Raw genomic sequence first — 17,909 nt, forward strand, 5'->3', positions numbered from 1 at the left:
TTTATTCCTTTTTAGTCTCTTCTGCATCAGTCTTCTCCTGCATGTTGCATACGCGGTAAGACAGACGCATCAGGCTCTCTGATAAATGTACGTTTTCTACTACTACATCATCCGGCACTACCAGATCTGTGTGTGCAAAATTCCAGATAGCCTTAATACCGGCTTTGATCAGACGGTCAGCAATCTCCGGAGCCTTTGTCTTTGGAATGGTAAGTGCTGCGATCTGGATATTATTTTCCCTGATAAAGGTTTCCAGATCATCCACAGAACGGATCTCGATACCGCGGATCACCAGTCCGATCAGCTTTGGATTGATATCAAACATTCCTCTGATAACAAATCCTCTCCGTTCAAAATTCGTATAATTGGCAATAGCCTGTCCCAGATTACCTGCACCAATGATGATCACATTGTGCTGACGGTCAATGCCAAGGATCTTTGCGATCTCTGAATAAAGATATTTTACGTTATATCCGTACCCTTGCTGGCCAAAGCCACCAAAATTATTAAGGTCCTGACGGATCTGAGACGCCGTTACCTTCATTCTGCTGCTCAGTTCATTAGAAGAAATACGCTCTACTCCTTCCTCGATCAGCTCACCAAGGTAGCGATAATATCTGGGCAGTCTGGAAATTACTGCTTTTGATATCTCTTTGCGTTCCATTTTAACCCTCTCCTTCTTGTATATAATTCTCTCCCCCTGCATTATAGGGGTATGATAACTCTAGTATCCATTATAATCAGACGTTAAATAAATGTCAAATCTGTTTTTCAGTATGTTCTTGAAAAAAGTTTTTTCCTATATTATACTGTTTGGTACAAACCGGCTTATTATGCCGTAAAAAACTACATTTTTATCACGTTTTAAGGAGTTTATCATGATATTATCCTGCAGTAATATCTGCAAGTCATTTGGGGAAAATGACATTTTAAAGCAGGTTTCTTTCCATATAGAAGATCACGAAAAAGCGGCGATCGTAGGCATCAATGGCGCCGGAAAATCCACTCTTTTAAAGGTACTTATTGGGAAACTGGCCGCAGATGACGGCGTTGTTACCTGGGCAAAGGGTGCTTCCATTGGTTACCTGGCCCAGCATCAGGATCTGGAGGGGGCTGAAACTATTTACGATGCCCTTTTAGAGGTGAAAAAACCAGTGATCCAGATGGAGGCCCGCATCCGCAGCCTGGAACTGGAAATGAAATCCGCTTCCGGTGATGAATTAGAGGCCAAGCTTTCTGAATACAGCCGGTTAAACCATGAATTTGAAATGGCAGACGGTTATTCCTACCAAAGCGAGATCACCGGTGTTTTAAAGGGTCTCGGATTTACAGAGGATGAATTTTCCAAACCCATCACTGCTCTCTCAGGCGGCCAGAAGACCCGCGTTTCCTTAGGCAAGCTGCTGCTTACCAAACCAGACATCCTGCTTCTGGACGAGCCTACCAACCACCTGGATATGGAGTCCATCGCATGGTTAGAAACTTATCTGAGAAACTACAGCGGTGCTGTGATCATCGTTGCCCATGACCGGTATTTCCTGGACCGTGTGGTAACAAAGATCATTGAACTGGACATGGGGCATTGTACTGTATTTTCAGGAAATTATTCTGCCTACGGCAATAAAAAGGCCATGCTCCGCGATGCTGCCATCCGTGCCTATTTAAACCAGCAGCAGGAGATTCGTCACCAGGAAGCTGTTATTGCCAAATTAAAGTCCTTTAACCGTGAGAAGTCCATTAAGCGGGCAGAAAGCCGTGAAAAGATGCTGGATAAGATCGATCGTCTGGAAAAACCTGTACAGACAAATGATTCCATGGATATCCGCCTGGAACCGGATGTAGTCAGTGGAAATGATGTTCTGACAGTTACTGGGCTAAGCAAATCCTTTGACACACAGACACTGTTTACCAATGTGGATTTTGAGATCAAACGGGGAGAACGGGTTGCTGTTATTGGAAATAACGGTACTGGCAAGACTACTCTTTTAAAGATCATCAATGGCATCATCCCTGCAGATTCCGGTCAGATCCGTTTGGGTTCCAAAGTGCATATTGGTTACTACGATCAGGAACACCAGGTACTTCACATGGACAAGACCCTGTTCCAGGAAATACAGGACACGTATCCAAACATGAACAATACCCAGATCCGCAATACACTGGCAGCTTTCCTTTTTACAGGAGATGACGTATTTAAGCTGATCCGGGATTTAAGCGGTGGGGAACGAGGCCGTGTTTCCCTTGCGAAATTAATGCTCTCTGATGCTAATTTCCTGCTTCTGGACGAGCCTACCAACCACCTGGACATCACCTCCAAGGAGATCCTTGAAAGTGCTTTAAACCGCTATACAGGAACAGTATTGTATGTGTCCCATGACCGTTACTTTATCAACCGTACTGCTACCCGAATCCTGGATCTGACAAATGGTTCATTTATCAACTATATCGGCAATTATGACTATTATCTGGAGAAAAAAGAAGATGTAGAAGCTGCCTTTGCCGCAAGACAGATGGCCCAGACTGCAGCTAACCATCCAACCGGTACAAACAGCCCGCAGGCAACCAGTACTGCCTCCGGCATATCTTCAAGCCGTACTTCCCAGACAGCTATGACCGCCTCCTCTGCCGGCTCTCCTGCTGACGGAAAAATAGACTGGAAAGCCCAGAAAGAAGAACAGGCCCGTCTTCGCAAACGCCAGAATGAACTTAAAAAAATTGAGGATAAGATCCATGAGCTTGAAACAAGGGATGGCGAGATCGATGAGCTCCTCTCCCAGGAAGATGTATATACCGATGTTTCCCGCCTTATGGAGCTGAACAAAGAGAAAGAATCCATTCAGAAAGAACTGGAAGTTCTCTATGAGAAATGGGAAGAACTGGCAGAATAAAAAGGAGTTATAGAAATTCATGAAGAAATTAAAACGGATATCAGCTGCCCTTATGGTAATATTATTAGCAGGCCTTTTTATTGCAGCCATTGTACTTGCAATAACCGGTGCCCCGGTCAATCAGCTGATGGCAGTTATTTTCTCTATCGTGTTTATTTCCGTGCTGTTTTATGCTATGGGACTGATGACGCGGGTGCTAAAAAAAGATGACAGTAACGATACATCTGATACCTCATTAAAAAAATAGCCAGCCTCTCGTCTGCAATGCCGGGCCAGTTATTTATGAAACAGTATACCAGATCCTGAAATTATTTATAATTTTTAATGCAAAAGGTCTGCTTTTGATAGAACATCATCAGCAGACCTTTTTTATATTTTTTAACTTTTTTGATAATATCAACCTTTAATACCACTGGTAGAAATTCCCTGCACATAATATTTCTGTAAAAACAGGAACATAATGATCATAGGCACAGATGCAATAGTCAGCGCAGCCATTATAGGACCATAATAAACCGGAGGTTCTGTAAAGAATGTCTGGATACCAAGCTGTACCGTTCTTTTTCCTGCATCAGTGATAACAAGCAGCGGCCACATAAAGTCGGACCAGTAAGCCACATAATCCAGAATAAAGACAGTAGCAAAAACAGGCTTGGATACCGGTATGATGACCTGTAAAAAGGTTTTAAATGGTCCGGCTCCGTCAATCTCTGCTGCTTCGATCAGATCATCCGGCACATCCAGGAAAAACTGCCTGAACAGGTATACGTCAAAACATTTTACAATAAAAGGAATGATCAGTGCCAGATAGGAATCCACCCATCCCAGCTTATTTACAATGAAAAACAAAGATAGCAAAATACTTTCCAACGGCAGTACCAACAAAGATAATACCACTGTAAGGATCACATTTTTACCCTTAAATTCAAATTTTGCAAGTGCATAACCAAAGGCAGAGTTTACTGCCATGCTTAAAAACACAAGGATCGTAACATAAGTAACACTGTTCAGGATATAGCGGGGCATATTGCTTCGTACAAAGACTTCTTTAAAATTACCTAAGGTCGCTCCTGCAGGCCAGAAGGCTGCCAATCCTTTGGACATATCTGCAAAAATACGGTTTTCCGGTTTAAATGCAGATACCACCATCCAGATCAGGGGAGAAATATACAAAAGTCCCAGAAGGATATTGACTACATAGATCAGAAAATATTTTTTATTCTTATTCATCTGTTTATCCTCCTATCTTGCTTTCATAAGCTTCTTTACTACAACTGAAATACCTACTACTACAATAAAGAAAATAACTGAAACTGCAGAAGCATATCCCATATTGCGGTACTGGAAGCCCTGACGATACAGATAATAGGTCAGTGTCATAGTAGACTCTTTTGGACCGCCGTTGGTCATAATGTAAGGCTGTGTAAACAGCTTCATAGCAGCGATCGTCGTCATCATAACTACGAAGATCAGCACATTTTTAATACCCGGAATAGTGATATAAAGAAACTTTTTAAATGCACCGGCCCCATCAATGGAAGCTGCTTCATAAAGATCTTCCGGGATTGCCTGAAGACCTGCCAAAAGGATCATCATCTGATGTCCTGCTGCATGCCAGCCTGACATAAAGATAATGGAGTTCATGGCTGTATCAGCACTTCGCAGGAAATCGCAGGCCGGAAGCCCGAATTTTGTTAAAATAGCATTTAAAAGACCCTGTGTTGGATTGGGATTGTAAATAAAAGTCCACAGGATAGCGATAACACTCATAGATGTTACTAACGGTGAAAAATAGGCAGACCGGAAAATCCCAATGCCTTTAATATTTTCACGTACTAAAAGTGCCAGACCAAATGCCAGTGTAACCTGATAAGGAACTACAATAACTGCAAAATACAGTGTATTTTTCATTGCCTTTAAAAAACTGGCATCCTGAAACAGGCGGATGTAATTTTCAAATCCTACAAAAGCTGCATCCTTTGGCCGCAGCAGGTTAAAATCCATAAAGCTGAATCCAAATGCCAGAGCCGCTGCCAGGATGGTAAACATCAGCAGGATCAGACAGCCTGGAAGGATGAAAAAGTAAGCATAGCTTTTTCTTCTGCCCCTCATTATAATATCTCCCTTCTTTTACCGGATGGAATCACCAGATGGATCTCATTCCCTTTATATCAATACTCCATGCACCTGTCTTTTCTGCTACAGGTCTTAAAACTGCTTTTGGAAGATAAAATCTTCTTGTACATGCCTGTTCGCCGCCATTGATAAACAGCTCTATGATCGCTTTATCTACATATGCAGTTATTTCTTCTACCGGATGATCTGTCTGTATCTGGCATACAAATGGAAGTGCCTGCTCTTTTGCATCTGCATCTTCTTTTTCAAGAGTTAGTTTTAAAGCAGTTTCACCAATATACAGATTTACCTTTCCTGCCAGTGATCCAGCCAGAGAAAGAACTGTACTTTCCTTTATTTCTTTTGTCTTTCTCATTGAAAGGAAATACGGCCCGTTTTCTGCTTTTTCTGTAAAAAGTTCCTGGATCTGTGGGATTACCTGTGAGTATAGTTTTCCATTTTTTACTGCTAATTTTCTCGGAAGACTTAAGCTACCGTTGGCACTTCCCGGCTGTGCTATATGCTGCCCCAGCCTGTGACAGTTCCATCCGGCACTTATACGCTCTCCTTCCACTTCAAAGCTTTGCGGAGCATAATAATCTTTTCCTTCATCTAATAGGCCCTTGTTTTCCGGATCAAATTTTCCATCTTTATAAGTTCCTGTATACCATACTACATCTCGTCCATCCTTACGCCCGTCTGCATAAATATAACTGACGATCAAAACCCATGTTCCATCTAAATAGAAGAAATCCGGACACTCTGCAATACCGTACTGGGGATCTGTTTCCCCATATAAGATCCCGGCATATTTCCAGCTTTTAAGATCATCTGATTCATAACGGAATACTGCTGGACGGTCATAACAGCTACCTGCAATGATCATATTCCACTTATCCTCTATCTGAACAACCTTAGGATCCCTGAAATGCCATGTAACACCTTCTGGTGTTCCCCACACAGCACATTCTTCATGAGTAAAATGAACGCCGTCCTTGCTTTGTTTTGTTACCTGCCACTGTCTTTGCCAGCTGCGGTCTGTTTTTCCGAAATGCCTGGTGTAAAATAAATGTATCACATCTTTTTCGATCACTGCACTTCCAGAAAAAGCTCCGCCCCTGTATTCTCCTTCACAGCCATTTAACTCGATCTGCGGATAAGCTGCAACCGGCTGATGTACCCAGTGAAGAAGATCTTTACTCACTGCATGACCCCAGTGCATATTTCCCCATTCCTGACCATTAGGGTTGTACTGATAAAACAGGTGATAATATCCCTTAAACCAGCAAAGACCGTTTGGATCATTCATCCAGTTTTTATAAGGAGAAAAATGGAAAGTATTTCTGTAATCCTGCGTCAGCGCATCTTTTAAATTATCTTTTGTATAAAAATACGCCTTATCTTTAAATTCTATAAATCTTACTCCCTGCTCCAGCACACAGTCCGGGCAGTAAGAATAGGCTAAAGAAACCTCCAGTTCACAGATCTCCACCTCATATTCCTGCTCTTTTTCCCAGATAAATAAAAAAGTTTCAAAACCGGAAAATTTGTAATATGCTTCCTCTGACAGCTGTCCCTTGCAGAAGATACGAACACAGCCCGGCTGCTCCCCTGTTCTTCTTCCTGTAATGTTAATCCTGGTACTGTTTTCGGAATCGATCTTATATCTCACAATACTCCTCCTTTACAAATGCCCTTTACCAGAATGGGATGTCTTCTTTGTTAGAAGGCATCCCATTTACTGCTATTTCATACTTGCTATTTCATAGAATCCTGCACTCTTGCATATTCATCATCTACATAAGATGCCACTGTATCCAGAGATTCCTTTGCGTCAGAACCGGTAAAAATGTCTAACATTGCCTCTGCAAACTTGGAAGTCAATACAGTGTAAACTGGTGTCTTTGGTCTTGGAACAGCCGCCTCAAAAAGCTGCTCTTTTGCAAGACTGTATGGATATTCATCCCACTGGGTATTATTTTCATAAGCAGACTTTCTTGCAGGCGGATATCCTCCTACCTCACCGTAAAGTCTGGTAGATTCAGAATTAGTCATGAATTCCAGTGCCACATAAGCTGCATCCGGATCCTTGCAGTCTTTAGAAATTCCCAGTGTCCAGCTTCCACAGTTGGAAACTACATGATCGCCTGTTTTTGGCAGATAAGTTGCTCCCCAATGCAGATCCGGGAACTGCTCAAACTGAACCATTTGGTTCGTATTGCCTGCGATCCACATAGCTGCCTTCTGATCCTGGAACTCAGTAGGAGTAGGATCAATATTTGCAAGTTTTTCATCAAAGAATTTCTGAAGCTTTGCAGCGGTCTCTACACTCTTTTCACTGTTGATGTAGCCATCTGCCTTTGAACCATCTTCACTGACTAACGGTGCACCTGCTGAATCAAATAATGGAGATAAACCGTAAATCATTCCTTCACCCTTATCCATGATAATCTTAATACCTACCATTTCAGGCGTGGAGACTTCTTTTGCCATTTCATACACTTCATCCAGCGTGTAAGCATCGTCAATTCCCTCTGGAATGCGGAAGCCATGTTCCTCAAATACATCTTTGTTGTAATAGAACAGACTGACTGCTTCATTAAAGCTGACTGCATACATGTCATTCTTGTATGTATTCTGTAATACTGTAGACGGAAGCATGTCGTTTTTGCTTTCCTCTGATACATAGCTGGTGATCGGAACAATAATTCCGTTTGCTGCATAGTTAGAAACATTTGGACCGTCTAAAGAAAGAAGATCCGGAAGTATCCCTGCTGCAGCTGCTGAGTTTACCTTATCCTCATAAGCATAAGAAGAACCTCTTGGAATATACTCAATTGTCAGATGATATTTCCCTTCATATTTCTTGTTAAAATCTTCTACTCTCTGGTCAAAAGCAGGTATCATGGTCTTATTTTCCTGATACCACATAGTGATCTCCTTTACCCCATCAGCAGAAGCCCCATCTTTACTTCCACCTGCATTTTCCACCTTGGCAGTTTTTTCTCCCCCATTCTGTGAAGAGCATCCGGTCACGCTTGCCATAGCAAGAGCCGCTGCTGACATCATGATCACCCAATTCCTTTTTTTCATAACTTCTTCTCCTTCCTGTTTTCCTTTCGTTTTTGCTTTTTTACTTCATTTTTTCTTTTATTTGCTTCATTTCTGATGACTTTATGGTATCATATCCATGGATTTAAAAACAATATAAAGAATCTGATATAATATGGGTAATATGACACGTTATGAAAAACCTGCATACTTTTTTTCTTGTTTGTGCTATTCTTAAACTGGAAATTTTCTATGACTATGACAGGAGGGCATAAAATGAAAAACCGCAAGATCCAGGAACAGCTTTTAATCTGGTTTCTTATTTTTACTGTGATCCCGCTTTCTGTGATCTCCTTCTGGTGTTATCTGTTAGCTTCCCGGATCATCAACCAGAAATCCAGTTCCTATGCAGCAGAATCCATCCAGCAGTTGTCTGACAACCTGGATCAGTTATTAGTACAGATTGAAAATACCTCTCTTTCCATTTCTTATAATAACTATATCCAGAATGCACTGGAAAATCTGTCAAACGGCCAGTCTATCAGCCGGGTGGACAGCTATCAGCTGGAAAAAAATATGATCCTTACATATGACTATGCATCCATGCGGGATATTACCATACGCCCCGCTGCTTCATTTAAAGACAATAATACCCTTTTTCGTGTACCTGCCAGGCTGGATCCGGATACAGAGGATCTGTTTTACCCAGCTTCTGACCTGACTGATATATCCGCAATTACCTGGCGCAGTGATACGGGGCAACAGATCATCCAGATGATACGGCCCATTGAAAGTACCAGGAATTTTCATCATATGGGCACCTTATATATTTCTCTCTACAGCAGCTATATTGACAATCTGGTAAAGAATATCCATTTTGATGAGAAAGGATTTGCCCTTATCTTAGATTCCAAAAACCAGCCTATTAATATCAAAGAAGTGGATCCTTCTTTCCTTACAAATCTTGATCCTTTTCTTGCCGACACAAATGGAAGGTTTAACCGTAAGATTGGCTCTGTGGATTATGAGTATTTTTATACTACTTCTCCTAAGACCGGCTGGAAATCCCTGGGAATCATTTCAGTTTCTGACCTGCATGCCCAGGTACGAAAACTGGCTCTTTCTGTTATTACAGGCGTACTTTTAGTATCTGCTGTAGCCATATTTATTTCCTACCGGCTTTCACGCTCTTTTGCTGAAAAAATCCATACAGTAACAGCTGCCATGAAAAAAGCCTCAGAAGGCGATTTCTCCGTTAATCTGGCAGAAGGCATTTCAAAAAATGAATTTAACGACTTAAATACCGGTTTTAATCACATGATCCAGAAGATCAATTCCCTGATCCAGACTGTATACAAGGCAGAGCTTTTGCGCAAGGAAGCAGAATATGCTTCCCTGCAGGCACAGACGAATCCACATTTTCTTTATAATACCTTAGATACCATCTGCTGGCAGGCAAAACTTGCAGGCAACGATGCTATTTTTGATACTACCTATTCTCTGGCCTCTCTCCTGCGTGCATCTATGGGAAACACTGATTCTTATATAACTGTTTCCCAGGAATTGTCTTATATCCGTGATTATATACAGATACAGAAAGCCCGCTTCAGGGATAAGATACAGGCAAATATTGCTGTAGAACCGGCACTTATGCCTGTTATGATCCCCAAACTTATTCTTCAGCCTATTGTGGAAAATGCCTTTATCCATGGTCTGGAAGAAAAAAATGGAAACGGTACTATAAAAATAAGCGGGATCTTAAATGATGAGGAAGAAACCGTCCTCTTTATGATCCATGATAATGGTGTGGGAATGACACGGGCCCAGATAGAAAAGGCCTTAGATCCGCCTCCAGGCACGAAAGGCAGCTTTGGACTTTCCAGTGTCCACAAACGGCTCCAGCTTCTGTATGGAACAGATTTTGGCTTAAAGATCCTGTCTGATCCAGGAAAAGGAACCACTATTATCATCCGCATGCCTCTTCATGTTGAAAAGACAGAAAAAGAAAAGCAATATAGAATTTGATTTTGAGGAAATATGTATGTATAAGATAATGATCGCAGACGATGAACCTATCGTACTTGACAGTTTAAAAACATTTCCATGGTCTGATCACCAGTGTTGTGTGACCTGCTTTGCAGAAAACGGCTTAAATGCACTGCATACTCTGGAATCAGAAAAAGTGGATATTTTGATCAGCGATATACGTATGCCGGGGATGAACGGCCTGGAGCTTTCCAAAGCTGTAAAAGAACGATTCCCGGAAACAGAGATCATACTTTTAACCGGCTATGCAGAATTTGAATACGCCAAACAGGCTTTATCACTTGGAATCCGCCAGTACCTTTTAAAGCCATTCCGACTTGAAGATATTGAATCTGCCCTCCTTTCCTGTATCCATTCCTTAGATAACCTGGAAAGCAGGCGCAGACAGCAGACATACATCCAGGAAAAGCTTCAGCTCATCTCTCCTCTTCTCACAGAGCAGATCTACCAGGATCTGTTAGAGGGACGTATTGGGGATTATTCAGAAAAAATAGCTGCCTGCAACATTAAGGATGCTCTTTATGTGGTCATTTCCACTCAAAGTGACTTTCCCGGAAGTTCCTTAGATATTGCCCTCTATGCTCAGATCAAAGAGCTGTTAAATGGAATGGAACCAGAAGTTTATCTTGCCCAGGGCATTGACATTATCAGCTGTATCCTTTGTTTTAATGTAAAGCATTCCCCTGAATTTTGTGAGGTTGCCTCTTTACACCTGTGCGAAATGCTCCAGAAGACAACGCTGCAAGAACTGGGATTCCATATTTCTTTTGGCATCAGCCTTCCAAGTTCTGATATTTTTATGCTTCATCAGTTAAAAAAGCAATCTGTCCAGGCCCTTAACTGCCGGAGCGCTTTAGGTGGAAATTCCCTGATCATGTATTCGGAAATACAGAAAAAACAGGATCATGATATTTTCAATCTGACCATGTATGAAAAGAAAATACAGAAATGTATTGTTCAGAATCAGAAACAAGAATTACAACAGACCTTCCGGCAGTTTTTTGATGAACTGCTCCAGTCTGCCCACGGTGACTTTTCTTATATTAAAAAAACGCTGATCAATCTTGTTGTGCTTACATATCGTTTTGCCGAAAGTTATATTAACAGTTCTGAAAATGAATATGATGCTATCGAACATTTATTCCGCTGTGAAAGTATGGAAACACTGTCCAAAGAATCTCTTTCCCTGTTAGAGTCTCTGATCCAGACAGGATCCAGTTCTTTTGGCGGCGGGATTGCAGAACGCATCACTGATTATCTGGAACAGAATCTGGAGCAGAATGTTTCTCTTGATATGCTGGCCCAGTCTATGAATTACAGCGCCGCTTATCTGTCCCGCCTCATCAAAAAGAATACAGGACAGTCCTTCAGCGAACTGCTTTTATACCTGCGTTTAAAAAAATCCATGGAGCTTTTACGGCTTACGGATATGCGGATCAATGATATTGCTGCCAAAGCAGGCTACAACGATGTAAGCTATTTCATCTCTATTTTTAAAAAGTATACCGGCGTCACACCTAAGGAGTGGCGCAGCCTGGCAAAGCTGGGAGAGTTATAGAATGTTATTAAAAAACAGGCGTATCCTGACCTTTCGGATACGCCTGTTTTTTCCGTTCATTTATTTAAGGATAATATCATCACGGCCTGGGCCATTAGATACCATTGTGATCGGTACTTCAATCTCTTTTTCTACAAACTCAATATACTTACGGCAGTTCTCTGGGAGATCTGCGTAATTCTTGATTCCGCGGATATCTGTCTTCCAGCCCGGGAGCTTGGTAAATACCGGTTTAGCCTTTTCAAGCTTTGCAGTAGTTGGGAAGTCTCTGGTCACTTCGCCGTCGATCTCATAGCCAATGCAAACCGGGATCTCATCTAAGTAGCCAAGTACATCTAATACTGTGAAAGCCACTTCAGTAGCGCCCTGGATACGGCAGCCGTATCTTGTAGCAACTGCATCGAACCAGCCTACTCTTCTTGGACGTCCGGTAGTAGCGCCGTATTCGCCGCCATCACCACCACGGTTTCTTAACTCTTCCGCTTCATCACCGAAGATCTCGCTGACAAATGCACCTGCACCAACTGCGCTGGAATATGCCTTAACAACAGTGGTAATATCCTTGATCTCATATGGCGGGATGCCTGCGCCAATAGCACCGTAAGCAGCCAGTGTAGAAGAAGAAGTTACCATCGGATAGATTCCGTGATCTGGATCCTTTAAAGAGCCCAGCTGTCCTTCTAACAGGATCCGCTTGCCTTCTTTGATCGCATTGTGCAGATATGCAGATACATCACATACATATGGACGGATCATTTCACGATAGCTTACTAACTCATCGTAAAGCTCCTTTGGATCTAACAGAGGCTTGTGGTACAGATGCTCAAGCATTACGTTCTTGATCTCACATACTCTCTCTGTCTTTTCCTTTAACAGCTCATCATCAAAGAGTTCGCTTACCTGGAAACCGATCTTTGCATATTTATCAGAATAGAATGGAGCAATTCCGGACTTGGTGGAGCCAAAGGACTTACCAGCCAGACGAGCCTCCTCATAAGTATCAAACAGTACATGGTAAGGCATCAGGATCTGTGCTCTGTCAGAAACCAGGATATGTGGCTTCGGAACGCCTCTGTCTACGATAGACTGGATCTCCTTGATCAGATATGGGATGTTTAATGCAACACCATTTCCAATGATGCTGGTAGTGTGCTGATAGAATACGCCAGACGGAAGAAGATGAAGTGCAAATTTACCATAATCATTGATAATGGTATGACCTGCATTACTTCCGCCCTGGAAACGGATAATAATGTCAGACTCTTTTGCAAGCATATCTGTGATCTTGCCTTTTCCTTCGTCTCCCCAGTTAGCACCTACAATTGCTCTAACCATACGTAAATTCCTCCTTGGGGCATAAGCCCGGTATCATTAATAAATAATTAATCTCCTTTTACTTTACTATATTATGAACTATAAGTAAAGTGATTATTTATTATGTATGCCATAATGACAGCTTATGTCGTTTGTATCTGCTATCTGTTCTTCTTATTTTTCTGCAAGCAGCTCTAGCAGGTTTTTTCCTGCCATGGACATTAAACCTGTCTCTCCCGTTACTAGACAGATAGACCGTGATGGCATTTTTTCTTTAAAAGAAAGGGCAAATACTTCTCCCCGCTCTATGGCCTCTTTTGCAAAACCTTCCATAACACAGCCAACGCCCATGTTCCGCCTGGCAAACTGCACGATCATATCGCTGGTAGCCAGTTCAAATTCCGGCTTTAATTCAATGCCTTTCTGGGATAAAAACTGATCCATGAACAGGCGGGTGCTGGTATTTTTTTCCAGAAAAATACATGGCAGGTCACAGAGAATGGAATAGTCTAACTCCCTTCCCTGCAATTCTTTAAAGCTGCTTCCTGCAATAAACACGTTATCAATAGATTTTACTTCTGTACTGTGAATCGCTCCATGACCCGAAAAAGGTGTAGTCACCACACCAAAATCAATTTTGCCTTCTTCCAGGCAACGGATGGTCTCCGGTGTTGGTGCATTGGTCACTGTCACCTTTATCCTTGGATATTCTTTGTGAAACTGCTCCAGATACGGGAGCAGGAAAAACTGCAATGTCATGTCACTGGCACCAATACGCACCTCTCCCATATCCATGTCCAGCATTCTTTTAAGCATCCGGCCGCCTTCTAACAGCTGCTCTACCCCGCCTTTTACATAGTGATATAACAGTTCCCCTTCTCTTGTAAGGAGTACCCCTTTAGAAGTACGGGAAAACAATTTTGCCCCTGCTTCTTTTTCCAGCTGACGCACTGCCTGGCTCACTGCAGGCTGGGAGATGCAAAGTCTCTGGGCTGCAGCCGTAAGGCTTCCTTCCTGACATACGTAATAAAATACTTTATAGTATTCCAGATTGATATTCATATGATCCCTCATGCACGAAAGGGACTGAATGCTTTCGCTCCAGCCCCTTATCCATTTCATTTAATTCACACTTAAAAACTTTATTTACTATTATTAGCTCATTATAAATGACATGAAACGGGTTAGCATTCTTTATTTTGAAAATATCGCATCATTTCTTGAAAGAAGGTACACACAATACTGATTCATACTGATTCCTTCTCTTTGAGAATGCTCTGCTAATGATCTATGCAAACTTCGTGGAATTCTCAATTTAAACTGCCCTGAATAACCTTCCAGACTATCTGGCTCATGAATCTCTACCCCTTCTTCTAACGCAGCTTCAATCCATGCTTTCTTCGCATCCAGTGCATTTATTATCGCACTTTCTACAGTTTCTCCGCAAGTAATGCAACCAGGCAAGTCTGGATACGAAACCACAAAACCACCTTCCTCTTTATCCTCTATAATTTCCATACGATAGGACATTTCCATATAATCATTCAGCGTCTTCATCATTCTTCGCCTCACTTTCTACAATCTGCCTTACCATTTCTACATATACTTTTTTTATTGGCTCATGCTTTGGTATTGTAATTGGCATACAGCCTGGCTTTCTAAATGTATAATGACTACTTCCACCTCTCGGTGCATTCTTTCCATTACTTTTCGTAACTCATCAAACCGAAGGTCTTTTGACAAGTTACATATACGCGCTATCAATTTATCCCATTTTGACATTCTTTTGTTCCTTTTACTTATATTATACATGGTATCATATGTGGTGTCAATTTTTTATTATCTCTTATTTACAGATATCGGCTTAAGATAAAATAACCCACTGTTAGAATCATATGATCTCACTTCAGCAATAATACGTACATTTAATCCCACACTAACCGTGTCCATGTTTGTATGCAAATCAGAATAATTTACATTTTCAAATTTAAAAGAAGGACCCACCTGATGATCTGGATCATAGTCACCTGCACTTACAAGATAATCAAATCTCGTATCATAATTTTTATAATGTGAACAATAATCAATCCTTCCATTAAACTCAATTGTTCTTCCTTTGTATTTTGAAGCAAAATCGGAATACGATGGATCCATTTCTGCTTTATTAGAAAGAATAGCTGCTAATTCAGGGCAGTTATCTACAGTTAATTTTTCTTCAGGTATCTCCTCCTCATTCTTTTTAGCCTTAGTATCTGTATTTTCAGTCGTTTTATCTTCTTTTTCCTTTAAAGGATCATCCTCTGCTTTCATATGATATGTTATGATCACTTCATCACTATCAACAAATATATCTCCTCGCTTGAAATCATCTTTACCATTAATTGAAACGCTTTCTGTTTCTCCTTCATTTGTCCATCCTAGTTCAATGTCATATAAAATTTTTGTTTTAATGTTTGTAAATCCAAGTTTTTTTAATTCTTCTTCAACATCTTTATAATTATTATGCTTATAATCTGCCATTGAAGAATGTATCATAACTTCATTTTCACCAATATCGTCAAGATTCTCTTTATATTCCACTTCAATAGATATTTCATCCTTATGACACTCTATCTTATAGGATACATTACAATCACCTTCAACTTTTAACATTGTTTCCCCGCCTACAGAAGAAGAATCCTTGCTGATAAATCCTATTAAATACTCTCCCGGATCGACTGTCAGTTGATAATCTTCACTCTTTCCATGAGTGAGAACCCCTTCCTAAACATCAAATTGGGGATGAAATTTATATGTACATTTACTGTGCATTTTGCATATACATGATAACTGATTACTACTTTTGCATCAACTTGAAATATTTGATCTTTCTCAAATTCTGTATTTCCATCAATAGATACATTCTCAACCTGTCCTACTTTTTCCGCCTCCATTGCCTTTAAATCTTCCGTTTGCTCAAAAGAAATATTCGTAAAACCTTTATTTAAAAATATTTCCTCAATATCTGAATAATTCTTTCCAATACATTCATCTTCTCCCACTGGTACTTGAACAGATATTATTTGAGTCTCTTCTGAAACTGTATCGCTTGACTTATCATATGCAGATTTATTTCCGGAAAAATGACTCATTCCATTTGACAAAGCCATTAAAACAATCACAACCAATATAATCGTTTTCCAGTTTTTATTGTGTTTTTTTATGTCACCCTTTTTTCCAATATTTTTAGAAGCTTTACTCCCTATCCTTTTTTATTATCCTCAGGAACTGAATTATTTTCTAATACGCTCTCTGGTTTTTCATTAAACACCACTTTTGTTCCACATTCCCTGCAAAACAACACTCCATCATCTAATTCAGCTCCACATTTCCGACATTTCATTACATCTCCCCCCTCTATCTATAACTATGATAAGATATTACAATCTCAACATTTGGCGAGTATTTCTTTCCTCCAGATACTACTGATTTTCCATTTATTGTAATAGCCTCAACCGTACCTGGTTTTTTTAGTAATCCAACAGTCAAATCACACAACGAGACTGATTTCACATTTGTAAAACCACTTCCTCTAAACATCGACTCAATTGATGCATAATCCTTATTTTCATATCCAGATATCCCCCATGGTACCCTTATCTTATCATTACTATTCGATTCATTCGTTTTATTGCCATTAAACTTCCAGATGAATAATATAATGATGTAAGTGTCAAAAGTATAAATTGCGTTTGTGCTCGCACAAATAAGCAATTTATACTTATTGACACGCCCGAACACCGAAAACGAAATAAAATGGTGTGAACACTCCAGTTTATGGGAGTTTGAGGTGTTCGAGGATTGCGGGAATTGCATAGCAATGGAGCAATCCAGTTACATCAGTGAGTGGCAAAATTTACTTTTGACACTCACATCATATAATAAGACAACATATTATCCCCGGCGTAGTCGCTCCAACTCCTATAAAAATTACCGCCAATGCTCCAAAAGCTATCGTCATCTTCTCTTTCGTTTTCTTAATCCGCGCAAGCTCATCATGCTCTTTTTCAACAGCTTCCATTTTTTTCAACTGTATTATTCGTTCCGTTTCAGCACGTTTGACTTCAGCTTCATCAGCAAACCGATGAATATACTCATTTTCATTTGTCATAATAATTTTGCTCCCTCAATAAGAGCAAGACATTTGTTTTCTTCCTTCCTCAATTGGTAATGCAGCTCCACATTCCGGACATTTAACAGAAGTAAATTTTATAGCCATGATTATCCCGCCAATATTGTAAAAAATTTCAGCATATCTTCTATTTCGCCTAAATTATCTTTATTTAAACCATATTTATCTTAAACGCAATTATACTTTAAAGGCTATATCAAAATCCTATCTTGTTTGAAAAAGACCAAAAAGAAAAACCTTACCCATCTTCAGGTCTCAATCCTGAAAATAAGTAAGGTATCTTCTATATACTCCTGTTTATAAAAATGACTTTACGATTGATAAAGATGGCGTCCCTGTTTGTCCCTCTGGATGTCGTATGCATCGTGATGGTGTTGAAGTTGCAAAAGGCAGAATGAAATTCAAATGCCCTAAAATCAGTCATAAAAATGGCTGCATCTCCTGTACCTGCGAAACTCCCTGCTCCGATGCAAAATACGGACGCACGGTTCATTTGGTTATGAAAGATAATCCAAGATTATTCAACAATCCTCCATGGAGCAGTAAGGAATGGAAACTGGAATACAATGCAAGGACTTCTGCTGAGCGTTCTAACAAACGCGAGAAATTAGGCTTTAAATTAGAAGACGGCAGACACCGCTCAACTAAGATGTGGTACTGCCGTCTCTATCACATCCTGATGTTACAGCATCTGGATGCATGGGATTTGCCACCTGAATCAACCCTGAAAAAAATGATTTTGGATGTAGCATAATCCTGTAGATTA

The 17,909-nt window shown here is 40.6% G+C and carries 17 protein-coding genes and 1 pseudogene; 5 read left to right on the forward strand and 13 right to left on the reverse strand.

The genetic code is table 11. The features are described from left to right. Position 1: 1 nt before the first annotated feature. On the reverse strand, positions 2 to 664 hold the full coding sequence (locus tag OGM16_16550; GenBank protein UYJ46376.1) for a redox-sensing transcriptional repressor Rex: 663 nt from the start codon (positions 662 to 664) through the stop codon (positions 2 to 4). Between the two features lie 214 nt (positions 665 to 878). Here OGM16_16550 and abc-f point away from each other — a divergent pair, with 214 nt between their 5' ends. Both abc-f and OGM16_16560 read left to right on the forward strand, forming a co-directional pair. Then, positions 879 to 2,888, forward strand: a complete 2,010-nt coding sequence (abc-f, locus tag OGM16_16555) for an ABC-F type ribosomal protection protein (protein ID UYJ46377.1) — start codon at positions 879 to 881, stop codon at positions 2,886 to 2,888. Positions 2,889 to 2,907: 19 nt separating this feature from the next. Continuing rightward, a complete protein-coding gene (locus OGM16_16560; GenBank protein ID UYJ46378.1) occupies positions 2,908 to 3,135 on the forward strand; it encodes a hypothetical protein in 228 nt (75 codons plus the stop codon). 149 nt (positions 3,136 to 3,284) lie between these two features. Here OGM16_16560 and OGM16_16565 read toward each other — a convergent pair whose 3' ends face one another. The 4 genes from OGM16_16565 to OGM16_16580 form a co-directional block, all read right to left on the reverse strand. Next, a complete protein-coding gene (locus OGM16_16565; GenBank protein UYJ46379.1) occupies positions 3,285 to 4,118 on the reverse strand; it encodes a carbohydrate ABC transporter permease in 834 nt (277 codons plus the stop codon). A 12-nt stretch (positions 4,119 to 4,130) separates the two neighbouring features. Further along, on the reverse strand, positions 4,131 to 5,000 hold the full coding sequence (locus tag OGM16_16570) for a sugar ABC transporter permease (GenBank protein ID UYJ46380.1): 870 nt from the start codon (positions 4,998 to 5,000) through the stop codon (positions 4,131 to 4,133). 31 nt (positions 5,001 to 5,031) lie between these two features. Continuing rightward, a complete protein-coding gene (locus tag OGM16_16575; protein UYJ46381.1) occupies positions 5,032 to 6,675 on the reverse strand; it encodes a GH32 C-terminal domain-containing protein in 1,644 nt (547 codons plus the stop codon). Positions 6,676 to 6,761: 86 nt separating this feature from the next. Continuing rightward, entirely contained in the window at positions 6,762 to 8,096 is a 1,335-nt protein-coding gene (locus OGM16_16580) for an extracellular solute-binding protein (GenBank protein UYJ46382.1), read from the reverse strand. 234 nt (positions 8,097 to 8,330) lie between these two features. Here OGM16_16580 and OGM16_16585 point away from each other — a divergent pair, with 234 nt between their 5' ends. Both OGM16_16585 and OGM16_16590 read left to right on the forward strand, forming a co-directional pair. Further along, positions 8,331 to 10,079, forward strand: a complete 1,749-nt coding sequence (locus OGM16_16585; protein UYJ46383.1) for a sensor histidine kinase — start codon at positions 8,331 to 8,333, stop codon at positions 10,077 to 10,079. A gap of 16 nt (positions 10,080 to 10,095) precedes the next feature. Beyond that, a complete protein-coding gene (locus OGM16_16590; GenBank protein ID UYJ46384.1) occupies positions 10,096 to 11,658 on the forward strand; it encodes a response regulator in 1,563 nt (520 codons plus the stop codon). A 60-nt stretch (positions 11,659 to 11,718) separates the two neighbouring features. Here OGM16_16590 and OGM16_16595 read toward each other — a convergent pair whose 3' ends face one another. The 8 genes and pseudogenes from OGM16_16595 to OGM16_16630 form a co-directional block, all read right to left on the reverse strand. Further along, positions 11,719 to 12,993: an adenylosuccinate synthase gene (locus OGM16_16595; GenBank protein UYJ46385.1), complete on the reverse strand. Its 1,275-nt coding sequence runs from the start codon at positions 12,991 to 12,993 to the stop codon at positions 11,719 to 11,721. Positions 12,994 to 13,146: 153 nt separating this feature from the next. After that, a complete protein-coding gene (locus tag OGM16_16600) occupies positions 13,147 to 14,034 on the reverse strand; it encodes a LysR family transcriptional regulator (GenBank protein ID UYJ46386.1) in 888 nt (295 codons plus the stop codon). A 132-nt stretch (positions 14,035 to 14,166) separates the two neighbouring features. Next, a complete protein-coding gene (locus OGM16_16605) occupies positions 14,167 to 14,529 on the reverse strand; it encodes a type II toxin-antitoxin system HicB family antitoxin (GenBank protein UYJ48495.1) in 363 nt (120 codons plus the stop codon). Continuing rightward, positions 14,513 to 14,754 (reverse strand): annotated as a pseudogene (locus tag OGM16_16610) (toxin HicA). Before OGM16_16610 ends, OGM16_16605 begins: the two are co-directional and overlap by 17 nt. A gap of 57 nt (positions 14,755 to 14,811) precedes the next feature. Next, the gene (locus OGM16_16615; protein ID UYJ46387.1) at positions 14,812 to 15,624 is read right to left on the reverse strand and encodes a DUF4839 domain-containing protein; all 813 of its coding nucleotides are present in this window, start codon (positions 15,622 to 15,624) and stop codon (positions 14,812 to 14,814) included. 68 nt (positions 15,625 to 15,692) lie between these two features. Next, positions 15,693 to 16,139: a hypothetical protein gene (locus OGM16_16620; protein UYJ46388.1), complete on the reverse strand. Its 447-nt coding sequence runs from the start codon at positions 16,137 to 16,139 to the stop codon at positions 15,693 to 15,695. A 74-nt stretch (positions 16,140 to 16,213) separates the two neighbouring features. Further along, a complete protein-coding gene (locus OGM16_16625) occupies positions 16,214 to 16,354 on the reverse strand; it encodes a zinc ribbon domain-containing protein (GenBank protein UYJ46389.1) in 141 nt (46 codons plus the stop codon). Positions 16,355 to 16,885: 531 nt separating this feature from the next. Then, positions 16,886 to 17,122 carry a hypothetical protein gene (locus tag OGM16_16630; GenBank protein ID UYJ46390.1) on the reverse strand — a complete coding sequence of 79 codons (237 nt, stop codon included), beginning with the start codon at positions 17,120 to 17,122 and terminating at the stop codon, positions 16,886 to 16,888. A 379-nt stretch (positions 17,123 to 17,501) separates the two neighbouring features. Between OGM16_16630 and OGM16_16635 the strand changes: the two genes are divergently transcribed. Next, the gene (locus OGM16_16635) at positions 17,502 to 17,897 is read left to right on the forward strand and encodes a hypothetical protein (protein UYJ46391.1); all 396 of its coding nucleotides are present in this window, start codon (positions 17,502 to 17,504) and stop codon (positions 17,895 to 17,897) included. Positions 17,898 to 17,909 lie beyond the last annotated feature (12 nt).

The organism is Lachnospiraceae bacterium (assembly GCA_025758065.1).
Taxonomy (GTDB): domain Bacteria; phylum Bacillota; class Clostridia; order Lachnospirales; family Lachnospiraceae; genus Enterocloster.

Excerpts from the sequence above, each read along its gene's own strand:
- OGM16_16585 (UYJ46383.1), top strand. The coding sequence starts at position 8,331 with ATGAAAAACCGCAAGATCCAGGAACAGCTTTTAATCTGGTTTCTTATT.
- OGM16_16605 (UYJ48495.1), bottom strand. The coding sequence starts at position 14,529 with ATGAAGACGCTGAATGATTATATGGAAATGTCCTATCGTATGGAAATT.
- OGM16_16560 (UYJ46378.1), top strand. The coding sequence starts at position 2,908 with ATGAAGAAATTAAAACGGATATCAGCTGCCCTTATGGTAATATTATTA.
- OGM16_16630 (UYJ46390.1), bottom strand. The coding sequence starts at position 17,122 with ATGACAAATGAAAATGAGTATATTCATCGGTTTGCTGATGAAGCTGAA.
- OGM16_16600 (UYJ46386.1), bottom strand. The coding sequence starts at position 14,034 with ATGAATATCAATCTGGAATACTATAAAGTATTTTATTACGTATGTCAG.
- OGM16_16625 (UYJ46389.1), bottom strand. The coding sequence starts at position 16,354 with ATGAAATGTCGGAAATGTGGAGCTGAATTAGATGATGGAGTGTTGTTT.
- OGM16_16635 (UYJ46391.1), top strand. The coding sequence starts at position 17,502 with ATGCATCGTGATGGTGTTGAAGTTGCAAAAGGCAGAATGAAATTCAAA.
- OGM16_16550 (UYJ46376.1), bottom strand. The coding sequence starts at position 664 with ATGGAACGCAAAGAGATATCAAAAGCAGTAATTTCCAGACTGCCCAGA.
- OGM16_16580 (UYJ46382.1), bottom strand. The coding sequence starts at position 8,096 with ATGAAAAAAAGGAATTGGGTGATCATGATGTCAGCAGCGGCTCTTGCT.
- OGM16_16615 (UYJ46387.1), bottom strand. The coding sequence starts at position 15,624 with ATGTTAAAAGTTGAAGGTGATTGTAATGTATCCTATAAGATAGAGTGT.
- OGM16_16595 (UYJ46385.1), bottom strand. The coding sequence starts at position 12,993 with ATGGTTAGAGCAATTGTAGGTGCTAACTGGGGAGACGAAGGAAAAGGC.
- abc-f (UYJ46377.1), top strand. The coding sequence starts at position 879 with ATGATATTATCCTGCAGTAATATCTGCAAGTCATTTGGGGAAAATGAC.
- OGM16_16590 (UYJ46384.1), top strand. The coding sequence starts at position 10,096 with ATGTATAAGATAATGATCGCAGACGATGAACCTATCGTACTTGACAGT.
- OGM16_16565 (UYJ46379.1), bottom strand. The coding sequence starts at position 4,118 with ATGAATAAGAATAAAAAATATTTTCTGATCTATGTAGTCAATATCCTT.
- OGM16_16570 (UYJ46380.1), bottom strand. The coding sequence starts at position 5,000 with ATGAGGGGCAGAAGAAAAAGCTATGCTTACTTTTTCATCCTTCCAGGC.